General features: G+C 62.2%; 13 protein-coding genes. 2 read left to right on the forward strand and 11 right to left on the reverse strand.

Annotated features, from left to right (window positions below):
• Positions 1-93 precede the first annotated feature (93 nt).
• From HGQ17_RS11490 to HGQ17_RS11500, 3 genes are all read right to left on the reverse strand, one after another.
• Complete coding sequence (locus tag HGQ17_RS11490; protein ID WP_168888088.1) at positions 94-1392, reverse strand: hypothetical protein; 1299 nt, start codon at positions 1390-1392, stop codon at positions 94-96.
• Positions 1393-1477: 85 nt separating this feature from the next.
• On the reverse strand, positions 1478-2704 hold the full coding sequence (locus HGQ17_RS11495; RefSeq protein WP_168888089.1) for a serine/threonine-protein kinase: 1227 nt from the start codon (positions 2702-2704) through the stop codon (positions 1478-1480).
• A complete protein-coding gene (locus tag HGQ17_RS11500) occupies positions 2704-3330 on the reverse strand; it encodes an RNA polymerase sigma factor (protein WP_168888090.1) in 627 nt (208 codons plus the stop codon). Before HGQ17_RS11500 ends, HGQ17_RS11495 begins: the two co-directional genes overlap by 1 nt.
• Before the next feature lie 295 nt (positions 3331-3625).
• On the opposite strand from HGQ17_RS11500, the gene HGQ17_RS11505 reads away from it, so the two are divergent.
• Positions 3626-5011 (forward strand): HNH endonuclease, encoded by a 1386-nt coding sequence (locus tag HGQ17_RS11505; RefSeq protein WP_168888091.1) that lies wholly within the window; start codon positions 3626-3628, stop codon positions 5009-5011.
• Between the two features lie 159 nt (positions 5012-5170).
• Here the strand turns inward: HGQ17_RS11505 and HGQ17_RS11510 are convergent, their stop codons facing one another.
• The 6 genes from HGQ17_RS11510 to dxr all read right to left on the reverse strand — a co-directional run bounded on the left by HGQ17_RS11510 (position 5171) and on the right by dxr (position 11104).
• On the reverse strand, positions 5171-5512 hold the full coding sequence (locus tag HGQ17_RS11510; protein WP_168888092.1) for a hypothetical protein: 342 nt from the start codon (positions 5510-5512) through the stop codon (positions 5171-5173).
• A gap of 73 nt (positions 5513-5585) precedes the next feature.
• Positions 5586-5708, reverse strand: a complete 123-nt coding sequence (locus HGQ17_RS15580) for a hypothetical protein (RefSeq protein ID WP_267873198.1) — start codon at positions 5706-5708, stop codon at positions 5586-5588.
• A 564-nt stretch (positions 5709-6272) separates the two neighbouring features.
• Positions 6273-7178, reverse strand: coding sequence for a GNAT family N-acetyltransferase (locus HGQ17_RS11515; RefSeq protein WP_168888093.1), 906 nt, complete (start codon positions 7176-7178; stop codon positions 6273-6275).
• Positions 7153-8328, reverse strand: coding sequence for a flavodoxin-dependent (E)-4-hydroxy-3-methylbut-2-enyl-diphosphate synthase (gene ispG / locus HGQ17_RS11520; protein WP_168888094.1), 1176 nt, complete (start codon positions 8326-8328; stop codon positions 7153-7155). Before ispG ends, HGQ17_RS11515 begins: the two co-directional genes overlap by 26 nt.
• A 47-nt stretch (positions 8329-8375) precedes the next feature.
• The gene (locus tag HGQ17_RS11525; RefSeq protein ID WP_168888149.1) at positions 8376-9857 is read right to left on the reverse strand and encodes a M50 family metallopeptidase; all 1482 of its coding nucleotides are present in this window, start codon (positions 9855-9857) and stop codon (positions 8376-8378) included.
• An 8-nt stretch (positions 9858-9865) separates the two neighbouring features.
• Positions 9866-11104, reverse strand: a complete 1239-nt coding sequence (dxr, locus tag HGQ17_RS11530; protein ID WP_168888095.1) for a 1-deoxy-D-xylulose-5-phosphate reductoisomerase — start codon at positions 11102-11104, stop codon at positions 9866-9868.
• Between the two features lie 71 nt (positions 11105-11175).
• On the opposite strand from dxr, the gene HGQ17_RS11535 reads away from it, so the two are divergent.
• Entirely contained in the window at positions 11176-11661 is a 486-nt protein-coding gene (locus tag HGQ17_RS11535) for a GNAT family N-acetyltransferase (protein ID WP_168888096.1), read from the forward strand.
• Here HGQ17_RS11535 and HGQ17_RS11540 read toward each other — a convergent pair.
• Entirely contained in the window at positions 11633-11923 is a 291-nt protein-coding gene (locus HGQ17_RS11540; RefSeq protein ID WP_168888097.1) for a hypothetical protein, read from the reverse strand. The genes HGQ17_RS11535 and HGQ17_RS11540 overlap by 29 nt on opposite strands.
• Positions 11924-11968: 45 nt before the next feature.
• Entirely contained in the window at positions 11969-12592 is a 624-nt protein-coding gene (locus HGQ17_RS11545; RefSeq protein WP_168888098.1) for a winged helix-turn-helix domain-containing protein, read from the reverse strand.
• Between the last annotated feature and the right edge of the window lie 24 nt (positions 12593-12616).

Consider the following 12616-nt stretch of genomic DNA (forward strand, 5'->3'; position numbering starts at 1 on the left):
GTCGGTACGACCGACATCCATCCTGACCAGCCAGTCCCAGACCAGCCACCTTCAGACTCACAGATGCTTCAGCCCAGAGGCTGAGCGAGTTTCTTAGTCCTCATCGGAGTCGTCCTCGTCGATATCCTCGGCGCCGTCGGCGTCTTCTGCATCGTCTTCGGAGTCCTCGTCGTTCTCCTCGTCAGCTTCATCGACCTCGCTGGCATCGCTGCCGAAACGCTCATCGGGGAAGGAGACCTCCAGGAGCTCACTTTCGAAGGAGAAGGCGCTACCTTCGCTCAGCGTATAGCTGTCGGTGGTGGTGACACCCACGGTGCCGTCAAAGCTGAGGTCGAGGTCGACTGTCTCGATGGGCACAGCAAAGCTCGCGGTGCCCTCATCTCCATAACTGTCGCGAGGGCCTCCGATTCGCTCACCGTAGTCATAGGTAAATTCTTCGCCCTCGGACTCAGCTCGGAGTGTCCAGTCGATTTCCTCGATCCCCGATCCCCAGTTGGGACCCCGGGCATCGACCTCAAAGACGTAGTCCACCTGAAGCCAGGCCTCTCCCTCACTCGCCCAACCGTTCTCTTCATCCCAGCCGACCAGCCGAACGGAAGAGATGTGGAAGTCGTATTCAGCCTCAAAGGGATCAGCGGCCTCATCATTCCGGTCGAGCAGGGGCAGAGAGCCGTCTTCGATGGGGAAGGTGTGGCTGGGGTCCTGCTGGGTGATCTCCCGGTAATATCCCGCGGCAATCTCTTCTTCTTCACGTTCGCCGGTGTAGATATCGACGTACTGGTCGTGACCGTCCGAAGAGATCACCAGTTGGGCATCATCACTGGCAGAAACCAGCACCCGGTGCTGCTGTTCGCTTCCGAGGTCAAAGAGGTGATCCTGGGCGCCACCGTCCGAGATGGCCACTGACGTCGATGTGCCGTGATCGGCCTCGTCATCGGGGCTGAAACTGAGGTTCAGGACCCGGAACTCTTCACCCTCGGCAGGGGCATAGTCCAGCGGCTCAGCGTCGAAGTCATCCTCGTCCTCATCTTCATACTGGGGGTCGAGGCCGACCTCCTCAGGGGCCACGAATTCAATGGTCTCGACCTCATCGATGCTCAGGGTGCCGGTGGGGGTGATGACCTCATCCCTCTCCGGCCGCTGGGTATCGGTGACGGTGACGTTCTGGGAGAGATCCTCGTAGGTGAACCCGGAATCCACCTGCGGCAGCTCGGGCCCTTCGTCGACCTCTTCCTCTGTGCCTTCGGCCTGGGGACCTGCGCTGGCGTCGCCGCCGGCAGCCTCGAACTCAGCGGCGTCGTCGTTGTCATCCCCGCATGCGGTCAGTGTCAGGGCAGCCAGAGCGGCGACGCTGAGTGTAGTGCGGAGTGGAGTGCTAACTGTGCGTGTCATGAGATTTCCCCTTCATTGCGTGGTGATGTGCTGCCCATGAGTCGCAGACCGGTGGCGATTGGTTGCAGGCGATTTCAAAACTTATTTATTCGGTGACGCGGACGGTATGTCGGGTCTCGAGTTCTTCACCGTTGGTCAGACGTGCCCGCAGGATGACTTCGGCTGATCCAGGGCTGGTGGGCACCATGGAGACCTCGTCTTCCTCGGCCACATGTTCCCCGGTTGGAAGCCACCAGACCCAGGACTCGAGGTCCTCCACATCGGCGGTGAAGACTGCCTCTTCACCGACTTCAACTTCCTCGGGTCCGGAGATGCTCAGGGAGGCCCCTTCTTCGGAGGTCGCCGGCCATTGTTCCTCGTCATCGGGACTGAACAGATAACCCAGGCCTGCTCCGAGGGCTAGAGCTGCGATCAGCAGCACCCCGATCACGGCCTTGCCCATCACTCCCAGGGAGCGCCGCTGAGGCGCCGGTGCGACCTCAGCGGAAGTGACCGCCTGAGGTTCGGGCTCCGGCAGGGGCAGGGCCTCTTCGATTTCGGCCAGCCAGGCGGCTGCATCACGCTGACGGCGCGCGGGTTTCGGCTCCATACCGCGCTTGATGACCTTATGGAACTCCTTCGGGAGGTCGGCTTCCTGGGCGAGCCACTTCACCACACCGGAGATCGCCCAGATATCGGCACGGATATCGACGACGCCGGGGCCGTCCTGTTCCGGGGGTCGGAATCCGGCGGTGCCGCCTGAGACGGTGAGTCCGGAGTTCATGGCGAGGTCCTTGCACATGCCGAGATCGGCGATGACCAGCCGTTCATCCTCACGCAGGATCTGCACATCCTCCAGGCCGCTTGCCTCATTGCCGATCAGCTCGGAGGGCTTTGAGGTCAGCAAGATATTGCCGGGGCTGAGATCACGGTGGACCAACTGGGCCCGGTGCACGGAGTCCACTGCCGCGGCCAGGGAACGGGCAAAGGCGAGGATGTCCTCCCGGGTGGCCCGCCAACCGGTGCGCCAGAGGTCAGCCACTCGCTGCTGCAGGGTCCCGCGGTCGGCGTATTCCAGTACGAGGTAGGGCTGCTGGCGTTCAGATTGGCCGATGTCGTGGATGGCGACCACATGGGAGCCCTCCACCCGGCGCAGGCTGCGGCCTTCGGCGATGAACCGTTCCCGGATTTCAGGGTTGAAGCTGTGGTTCTCGGCCAGCATCTTGACCACCACTGTGGAGTCCAGACGCTCATCCACTGCACGGTAGACCGAGGCGAAGGAACCGACCCCGATGATCTCTTCAAGTCGGTAGTGGTCGAGCTGTTGGGCCATCAGGTGTCCTTGCCCCAATTAGCAGGGTTGTTCTCCTGAAGACTCGCGGCCACCATGGCGCGACCACGGCTGACCTGGGACTTCACTGTTCCTATTGAGCGGTCGAGCTGTTCGGCGATCTCCGCGTAGGGCACCCCGTCAATATCGCGCATGGTCACCGGGACCCGGTAGATCTCCGGCAGTGCGGCCAGCGCGTCCTGCACCGTGCGGCGGGTGGCGATCATGGAGCTCATCCGAGCAGCCGGGGCGTTGTCCTCGCGCAGCGGCGCGGTCTCCCGCTGCCTGCGCAGGTGATCGACCACCCGGCGGCGGACAATGCTGTGCACCCATGTGGTGACTTTGCCGCGACCGTTATAGGAGCCGATGGACTCGGCAATGGAGATCAGGGAGTCCTGGACGACGTCGTCCACAGAGGCTTTGTCCAGCAGTGCCGCAGAGGCGAAGCGGTGGACTACCCCGGTGCCGTCGAGGGTCTCGATGAAGAGCTCGGTGACCTCAGAGGACCCCGATGCATGCTGGGCAAGGGCTGCCAGGGCCTCGTCATGTTCCTCGGTGGTTGTCAGGGCACGCAGACTGCGCCGAGCTGCGGAGATGTCCCCTGTTTCCAGCGCCTGCCCCAGTGTCATGGTTGAAAGTCTATGCCAGAAAGCGCACTTCAGAGCGTGCATGACATTGCCGTCCGTAATGTGGATAGGCACCCCTGGAATGAGGACGTGTCCGGGGTGCCTTATAGCGTTAATGCATAGAGTCAAAAATGGCAGTTCAGGGCTCTGATCTGCTCCTTTGCACGGGTAGCGCGGCAGGCACCTCGCCGTGTCCGGACTCCCTCGTACAGTGGTTTTATGGAGAAGAAATTGGGTCCCAGACAGAGGATTTGCCCGGTATCTCGGCATGTCCGGGGTCGGAAGTAGTGTCGATGATATGAACGATCAGCAGCGCTACCCCCGCCCGGAGGTACCGGAGCGTGTGGCTCATCTGATGGATGAGCCGCGGCTGGCTGCTGCCCATCACCGCGGTGTAACCGCCCGTAGGAATACCGCTGAGCAGATCGCTCTGCTGCTGGAGTACAGGAATCAGCGTGAGCGCGAGGTGGCCGGGGACCACATCCACTTCCGGGGAGCCACCACACGAGACGCCAACCGGCACGCAGCCCTCTTACTGGAGACCACGGAGCAGACCGCTACCGCCATCCTCAATTCCGCTGAATACGTGCGTGAGCATCTGCCGAAGTTCTGGAAAACCTTCCGATCCGGAGCCATCGACCTCGCCAAACTGCGCAAAACCGCCGTGGAGACTACACCGCTCATTCACCGTGAGGACCTCCTGGAGATCATCGACGAAGAACTCGTTGAAGTAGCACCGGGGAAGACGCCCACCGAATTACGGTCTTGGATTATCCGTAGGATCCCGAACCTAGACATTGAGCTGTTCAATGAGGCTGCCGAAGAAGCCAAGGAAGGCCGCCACGTCAGCTTCCACCACGGTGAAGACGGCATGAGCCTCGTCGAACTGTTCATCCCCACTATTGAGGCCAAGGCCATCGAGAAGAAGGTCAACGCCGCCACACGAGGCATGAACCGGGCGCAGCCGAAAGATGCCGACCAGCCGCCTGCCATCGATGCTGCAGGTCTGCAGAGTGACTCCGTCGCGCCTCATCAACGCATCGAGGGGCCTCATCCCGGCCGTGTGGGTCACCACGCCCATCACCCGGACTCCGAATGCCCCGGTGACGAAGGGGCCACTGACGTCGTTGATGACCGCACCATCCGCCAGAGGGAGGCCGACCTCCTCAGCGCCTGGCTCCGGGATGGCCACTGCTACAGCACACCCATCTCCGCCAAGATCTGCGTGATGGTCCCCGAAGAAACACTCACCGGGGAATCAGACGAGCCGGCCATCAGTGCCGACCGGGCTAGCGTCATCCCGGCGGCAGACATCCGGAAGATGGCAGCTGACCCCGAGGCCGATCATGAGTGGTACACCGCCGGCACCCGCACAAACCAGCGGCGTGCCGACCGGGACATCCTCACGGTGGTCTACAACGGCCGATTCGCCCCTGAACGACTACGTGACGCGGTCATTTTCCGCGACGGAATCTGCCAAGCCACTGGCTGCACCATCCCTGCCGAACGATCTGATCTGGACCATCAGATCCCCTACGAACGAGCCGGCCCCACCACAGGATCAAACCTCTGGGCACTCTGCCGACGGCACCACCGGCTCAAATCCCACGGCTACCTACCCCCACCTCATGGGGGACCACTTGAAGACAGCCGCGCCTGTGGTTCCCGACCCCGGGCTGCCTGAGTCTGCCTCACCTAAAGCTGCGACGCTTCTGCCGCTTCGCGTCCCGCCTAGCCTGATCCTGCTTCTTGAGTCGCTCTTTCCGCTCCTGCCGTGCCTGCCGTTTCTCCCGAGCCTTCTGCTTCTCCGCCTCGCTCCGGAACGGCAATGAGATAAGGCGCGTCAGACCCCGACCCAGGAAGTAGGCGACCAGATCAGCGTCATCACCAACCCCACCAAGACAGTGCCACCAGCAGCTAATGCTCCGACAAAGAACACTATGGCAATCAACACGGTCCACCATGCTTCAAGGCCAAACATGTTGGAAAGGCCATCCATAAAGAGCCAGGACAGTCCACCGAAGAAGATCAGCCCGACGAGGCCGATAAGGATAAGCTTCGGCCATCCCTCGGGTTCTGGTGACCGCAGGGGCCCACTTCGCCCTGTTTTGTCCGGGTTCTCATGGAACCACTGCTCAGCATCCCCATAGAGATTGTTGATCCGGGCGCGTTGGCTACTGCCCAATGCCGGTCGCTGCGTCCGTCAGCGTTCTGCTTTGCGCTGCGGTAGTAGTCGTTGTTATTCGCCATAGCGGCACTCATTCACCCCGGTAGGTGAGGACTTTGTCCGCCATTTCATCAAGGACAGCCTCTGAAACCTCAGCGTCTACATCCTCGAACGCGGCGGCCTCATCCTTTCCGGTGTAGAGAGTGATGGCCATATCGTTGGACACAAGTTCCTGCGCCGGACCTGCTGGATGGTTGCCCCGATAGCAAATCCTCAGGAAGCTTATCCTGCAGCAGAATCAGGTCAGCGATGTCCTCCGACGTTGAACCTTCGCCTTCCTCTCCGCTGGGGTATTCCCGTTATCAGCAGACTCATCATCGGCACCCCCGTCGCCACAAGCGGTCAGCGTGAGGGCTGAGACGGTTACAATCCCCGCTGCACGGAATAACCTAGTACCTGCGTTCATTACTCCCCCTCTTGATTAATGCTTGGCTCACTGTGACAACTCAACAACGAGGGAGCCCTCGAATGCAGCTGTTTGGTCACCCTCGAACTGCCAGTCACGGCCTCGGATGTCCCTCCCGGTCGGCACTACATTGAGCTCCAGGACGAGTTCGACCTCTGAGGCACTCTCGTCAAGCCAGGATGGCAAGGGTAGCTACTCCCGTGGAACGAGTGATGGCCTGATTGATGATCACGAATATCCCCTTCATATGCAGCGCCAGGGTGACGCGAATGTGTACTGGTGCTCATTAGTCGCAGAAAGACTCAGGAAAGTTCAGAACAGCACGGTGGCGTAGGTGCCATCGCGCTGGAAGCCCACACGTTCGTAGGCGCGGATGGCTGCCGTATTCCAACTGTTGACGTAGAGGCTGACCATAGGTGCCAGCTGGAGCCCCCGTTCAACAACAGCGGCCATCCCCGGGGCCGCCAGCCCCTGGCCACGCCAGTCCGGGTTCACCCACACACCCTGAATCTGGATGACCTCATCGGTGACCGCCCCGAACTCGGCCTTGAACGTGATCTGCCGGGTCTCGGGATCCACAGCAACCAGCGAATGCCCTGCTTTGATCAGACCGCGGATGCGCGCTCGATACTGACTCGCCCCGTGATCATAGGGAGAGAATCCCAGCTCCTCAGCGAACATCGCCGCACAGGCCCGCTCCACAGCGGGGAACTCCTCGATCCGGGAACGACGGACCCCCTGCAGCGGGGTGATCTGCGGCCCCCCGGTGATCGTCATCAAAGGCTGCTCAGCCCGCACCTCACGGTGATTCCCCCAGCCGGTGGCCTCAAAGAGACTCAGTACAGCATCAGCCCGGCCATAGATGGACGAAACCCGGCGGCGCAATGCTCTGGCAGCCGCCCCATAAAGCTCAGCGGACTCGGCATCCGCACCCACCGGGATGATATTGGAACCCACCCAGCAAGCGGAGGCCAGCTGACCACCCGTGGAGGCGCCGTCGTTATCTATACCCAATAGCAGAGCACCGTCACGGCCTTTGCCACGCTCAGCCGTGCCCCGCTGGCGGACTGCAGCAGTCACGGTGACATTCGCAGCGAGATCCTTCTCCAGCAGCTGGTGCAGGGCGTGGGTATCAGCACCGGTCAGTACCCGGACGGCGCCGTCAGTGGCCCGGGCTAGACGAGAATCGGCACTAGCCGACGGAGACCACAGGGGCACCTGCGCCGGCTCCCTCTGATTCGGACTCCAGGCCCATCTCCTCTGCGATCCGGTTGGCCTCTTCGATCAGGGTCTCGACGATCTGGTCCTCGGGCACAGTCTTGATGACCTCGCCCTTGACGAAAATCTGGCCCTTGCCGTTGCCACTGGCCACACCGAGGTCCGCATCGCGAGCCTCACCGGGACCATTGACCACACAGCCCATAACTGCCACACGCAGAGGCACTTCCATGCCCTCCAGGCCAGCGGTGACCTCATCGGCCAGAGTGTAGACATCCACCTGAGCACGACCGCAGGAGGGGCAGGAGACAATCTCCAGTTTGCGCGGCCGCAGGTTCAGCGACTCCAAGATCTGGTTGCCGACCTTGACCTCCTCAGCCGGCGGAGCGGAGAGCGAGACCCGGATGGTGTCTCCGATTCCCTCGCTCAGCAGCGCACCGAAGGCAGTAGCCGACTTAATGGTGCCCTGGAAGGCAGGACCTGCCTCGGTGACACCGAGATGCAGGGGCCAGTCACCAGCTTCCGCCAGCTGCTTATAGGCCTCGACCATGATCACCGGATCGGAGTGCTTCACCGAGATCTTGAAGTCGTGGAAGTCATGCTCCTCAAAGAGGCTGGCCTCCCAGACCGCGGACTCCACCAGGGCCTCCGGGGTAGCCTTGCCGTATTTGTCCATCAGCCGCTTATCCAGGGACCCGGCGTTGACGCCGATCCGCAGGGAGACCCCGTGGTCCTTAGCCATCTTGGAGATCTCGCCGACCTGGTCGTCGAATTTACGGATATTGCCGGGATTGACCCGAACCGCACCGCAGCCGGCCTCAATGGCGGCATAGACATACTTCGGCTGGAAGTGGATATCGGCGATCACCGGGATCTGCGACTTCTGCGCGATGATCGGCAGCGCCTGGGCGTCCTTATCGGTGGGGCAGGCCACCCGGACGATGTCACAGCCGGAAGCTGTCAGCTCCGCGATCTGCTGCAGGGTCGCGTTGATGTCATGGGTCTTGGTGGTGGTCATGGACTGCACCGAAATGGGGTGGTCGCTGCCCACGCCGACGTCGCCCACCTGGAAGTTGCGGGTCTTGCGCCGCGGTGCCAAAACTGGCGGCGGCTCCTTGACCGTGGGCATACCGAGATTGATAGCGGTCATGTACTCCATGGTACGGCGGATTGCTCAGAGTGCAGAGTCGAGCCCCGCTATTCGAAGAGTCTGATCGGGTTGACGATATCGGCCAATATGAAAAGGCCGCCCATGCCAAAGATCAGAATCGCCACCACATAGGTCAACGGCAGCAGCTTGGAGATATCGAAAGGACCGGGATCAGGCCGGCGGAAGAGTTTGGCCAGCATCCGGCGCAGAGACTCATAGAGGGCACCGGCGACATGACCGCCGTCCAGCGGCAGCAGCGGGATGAGATTGAACACCATCAGCGCGAGGTTCACCGCAGCAAGCATCGACATCAGCGTGGCGAACCGGGTCTCCCAGGCGATGTCCTCCTGAACGGAAATCTCACCGGCGATCCGGCCGACTCCGACCACAGACATCGGCCCATCGGGGTCCCGCTCCTCGGCTGTGAATGTGGAGACTGCCACCGAATAGACATGCTGGGGCAGATTCAGGATGACCCCACCGATGGCCTGGGTCTGTTCGACCACCATGGGACCTGCCTCCCATGGGGGCTGCTGCTGGACCTCAGTCTGGGAGACCACACCGATGAATCCCGCCGGCTCAGTGACGAGGTTGCCATCGCTGTCACGCTCCGGACGCCCCAGGGCCGCCTCAACGGGCCGTTCGGTGAGAATCGGGGTGATCTCAGTGGTGTGTTCCTCGCCCTCGCGCAGGTACTGCAGCTGGGAGCTCTCACCGGCGGAGTCGCGAATCAGCTCGGTGAGCTGCTCCCAGTCCTCAACCTCCTGGCCGCCGAAGGATGTGATCTCATCACCGGGTTCGAGGCCGGCCTCATGGGCTGGCCCCGGTGGGTCATCGGGACCGCACTCCCGCTGTGTGGCCCCCTCGGCGGCGTCCTCAACCTCAACTGTGGTGATGCACTCAAAGGTGTCGGCCACCTGGGTAGTCGTGGTGTTCATCCCATGGGTTGAGATAGTCCCGGCGGTCAGCAGCAGGGCCAGAATCCCGTTCATGGCGGGACCACCCAGCATGATGATGATCTTCTTCCAGGTGGAGAGCCGGTAGAACATCCGGTCCTCATCCCCCGGTTTCAGCTCCTCGGCGGCGACCTCCCGGGCGTCCTGAGACATCTGCTGAAAAAGCCCCGTGGAATGCGAGGTGACCGTCTGCTTCTGCTCATCGGGGACATGTTCGGCCGCCGCACTGCGTTCAACGGGGGGCGCGGCGTACTGGGCGCCGACGTGTTGCAGATATGGGTCTTTAGGCCCAGAGTCCTCGGAGTCGGGGGCCTCGGCGGCGTCGTCTTTCTTTGTGGTCTCTTCAGGTGGGGGGTACATGCCGATCATCGCGACATATCCGCCCAGGGGTACGGCCTTGACCCCGTACTCGGTCTCCCCCTTGGTCTTCGACCACAGGGTGGGGCCGAATCCGACCATGTACTGGGTGACCCTGACCTTGAACAGTTTGGCCGGGACCAGATGCCCGATCTCATGCAGGGCGATGGACAGGATGATGCCCACCACAATGATCAGGATCCCGATCAGGGCCATGAGGCCAGTCACGCACCCACCTCCGTGATGCGCTCCTCGGCCCGGGCACGCGCCCAGGTCTCAGCGCCCAGGACAGCCTCGAGATCGGCATCTGCCTGCGGCACACCGGTATGGGCGGCCAAGACCTCCTCCACGGTGGCGAGGATCCCTGTGAAGCTGAGCCGACCGGCGTGGAAAGCGGTGACCGCCTGCTCATTGGCCGCGTTATAGACCGCCATATGGGTCGCCGAACTGGCCGCTGCCTGTTTGGCAAGCTGCACGGCGGGGAAAGCATTGTGGTCCAGGGGTTCGAACTCCCAGTTCATGGGGTGGGTCCAATCGATGGGGGTATCCACCCGCTCCAGCCGGTCAGGCCAGGAGAGCCCCAGGGCGATGGGCACCAGCATCCGCGGTGGGCCGGCCTGCGCAATAGTGGAGCCGTCCTGAAACTCCACCAGGGAGTGGATGTACTGCTGGGGGTGGATAACGGTCTCCACCTGCGGCAGCGGGACGTCGAAGAGCAGATGCGCCTCGATGACCTCCAGTGCCTTATTGACCATGGTCGCGGAATTCGTGGTGACCATCAGTCCCATGGCGAAATTGGGGTGTTTCAGCGCCTGCTGAGGTGTCACCGAGGCCAGGGCCTGAGCCTCCCACCCGCGGAAGGGGCCGCCGGATGCGGTCAGCACCAGTTTGCTGACCTCACTGTGTCCGCTCAGCTCGCTGCGGCCGGCCTCGGGGACCGCGCAGAGCCCCTTCTGATGGCGGCCGGAGGCCAGGGCCTGGGCCAGCGCGGAATGCTCCGAATCCACCGGCACCACCTGGCCGGGGCGCTGGGCTGCCTGCTGCACCAGGGCACCGCCGACAACCAGGGACTCCTTATTCGCCAGTGCGAGGGTCGCGCCCGTCTTCAGAGCAGCGAGAGTCGGTTTCAGTCCGATGGATCCGGTGATGGCATTGAGTACGACGTCGGCCCCGGACTCCGCTGCGATCTGCTCGGCTGCCTCTGGACCCGCCAGGATCTGAGTGTTGGGGCAGCTCTCGCCGAGCTGATCGGACAGGGTCTTGGCGGCGTCGTCGTTATAAACACCCAGCAGCCGTGGCTGGAACTGTTGGGCCTGTTGAGCCAACAGGGCAGTATTGGAGCCCCCTGCACAGAGGGCCACGAGTTCAAAGCGCTGCGGGTGGGCGGCGATCACCTCGAGAGCCTGAGTGCCGATGGAACCGGTGGAGCCCAGGACGGCAACGCGGCGGGGGTGTTCGGACATGGGCCCCATTATCCCGGCAAGGGCCGACGGCGGCGAATTCAGGGGTCAATGAGAACAGGTAGGCTGGGGCCATGAGCACGCCCAATATGAAGATCACCCTGCGCGATGTGGCGTCGGGCGATCTGGACGAATTCTTCCGTTTTCAGCAGGATGCCGACGCCGCCCATATGGCTGGCTTCGCCCCCACCAACCCCAAGGACCGGGGGATCTTCGACCACCATTGGGGTGAACTGCTGGGAGATGAGAATTCCCTGGTCCGCACCATCGACGTGGATGGGGCACCAGCGGGATCTATCGCCGTCTTCCGCGATGAGGACTGCCACGAGGTGATGTTCTGGACCGATAAGCAGTTCTGGGGCAAAGGCGTCACCACAACAGCTATCGACCTCTTCCTTGAGGAGTTCTCCGCCCGACCGCTGCGGGCACGAGTGGTCGTGGATAATCACGGATCCCTGAAGATCCTGACTTCTCGAGGCTTCGAGGAGATCGGCGAGGAGCAGGTCTTCTCCAACGCCCGGGCCGAAGTGGTTACGGAGAAACTCTTCGAGCTGCGCTGAAGACTCGGATAGCCCCGGCCACGGCGGCAATCACAATCCCCACCAAAGGCACACCGGTCAGCCACCACAGGGGCCATTCATGAGCCCCTGAGATGATCGCCAGCTGCAGCAGCGCCGTCAGGGCGCACAGCAGCAGGCTGCCCATCAGCGCAGCGAAACGCAGAATTCTGTGCAGTGCATCCAGCGATTGGGTGGGCTTGGGCCGCTCCCGAATGCTCTGATACACGACGACGTCGTCGTCGGCAGCCTGCGATGCGGTCACGTGATTCTCTCCCCTACTCAGCTCAGTGGTTAATCGCTTAGTGGGTCAGCCATCCTCTGTATCCCCTGGGGGCAGGGGGAACACCGCCATATTGATGCGGACGCGACGGGCGCCCTCCTGCCCCTCATCCTCGCGGCGGTCCTTGGCGGCATCAGTGTGCCGGTCCATGACATCCCACAGCTCCTCCCGGAGCGCCAAAAGCTCATCACTGGTCATGGTGGTAGTGGTTGTGCTGGTCAGACCCACCTCCGCCCAGGTGGGATCCTCATCCCCTATCCCGCGGAAGTATTCCAAGAGCTTACGGGCGTTATAGGAGACCTGCTGTTCGGCGAGGGTCTGCATCAGCTGCGGGTTCTCTTGGGTCAGGGACTGCAGATCATCGGCTTCCATATTCAGCCCACCGGATTTCCACCAGCGCTCTCTGGCTGTGCCCTTGTCTTCGACCTCCTGGACGAAGCCGTATTTGGCCAACTGCCTCAGATGGTAGGAGGTCTGCCCCGTGGACTCCCCCAAGTGTTTGGCGAGGGTAGTTGAAGTCGCCTCTTCGACCTCACTCAGATAGTCCAGAATGCGTCGCCGCAGGGGATGTGTGAACGCCTTCAGGGACTGGGCGTCCTTGATTTGGGCGTTCTCAGGCCAACGTTCGGCAGCGGTGCGCTTCTCAGACATATTGCAGAAAAACCTTTGCAGTCG

This window comes from Nesterenkonia sedimenti (assembly GCF_012641515.1).
GTDB classification, from domain to species: Bacteria; Actinomycetota; Actinomycetes; order Actinomycetales; family Micrococcaceae; genus Nesterenkonia; species Nesterenkonia sedimenti.

What these genes read in the sequence shown, in the direction of transcription:
- dxr (WP_168888095.1), bottom strand. Translation starts at nt 11,104, where the DNA reads ATGTCCGAACACCCCCGCCGCGTTGCCGTCCTGGGCTCCACCGGTTCC.
- HGQ17_RS11505 (WP_168888091.1), top strand. Translation starts at nt 3,626, where the DNA reads ATGAACGATCAGCAGCGCTACCCCCGCCCGGAGGTACCGGAGCGTGTG.
- HGQ17_RS11525 (WP_168888149.1), bottom strand. Translation starts at nt 9,857, where the DNA reads ATGGCCCTGATCGGGATCCTGATCATTGTGGTGGGCATCATCCTGTCC.
- HGQ17_RS11535 (WP_168888096.1), top strand. Translation starts at nt 11,176, where the DNA reads ATGAGCACGCCCAATATGAAGATCACCCTGCGCGATGTGGCGTCGGGC.
- HGQ17_RS11500 (WP_168888090.1), bottom strand. Translation starts at nt 3,330, where the DNA reads ATGACACTGGGGCAGGCGCTGGAAACAGGGGACATCTCCGCAGCTCGG.
- HGQ17_RS15580 (WP_267873198.1), bottom strand. Translation starts at nt 5,708, where the DNA reads ATGGCCATCACTCTCTACACCGGAAAGGATGAGGCCGCCGCGTTCGAG.
- HGQ17_RS11545 (WP_168888098.1), bottom strand. Translation starts at nt 12,592, where the DNA reads ATGTCTGAGAAGCGCACCGCTGCCGAACGTTGGCCTGAGAACGCCCAA.
- HGQ17_RS11490 (WP_168888088.1), bottom strand. Translation starts at nt 1,392, where the DNA reads ATGACACGCACAGTTAGCACTCCACTCCGCACTACACTCAGCGTCGCC.
- ispG (WP_168888094.1), bottom strand. Translation starts at nt 8,328, where the DNA reads ATGACCGCTATCAATCTCGGTATGCCCACGGTCAAGGAGCCGCCGCCA.
- HGQ17_RS11495 (WP_168888089.1), bottom strand. Translation starts at nt 2,704, where the DNA reads ATGGCCCAACAGCTCGACCACTACCGACTTGAAGAGATCATCGGGGTC.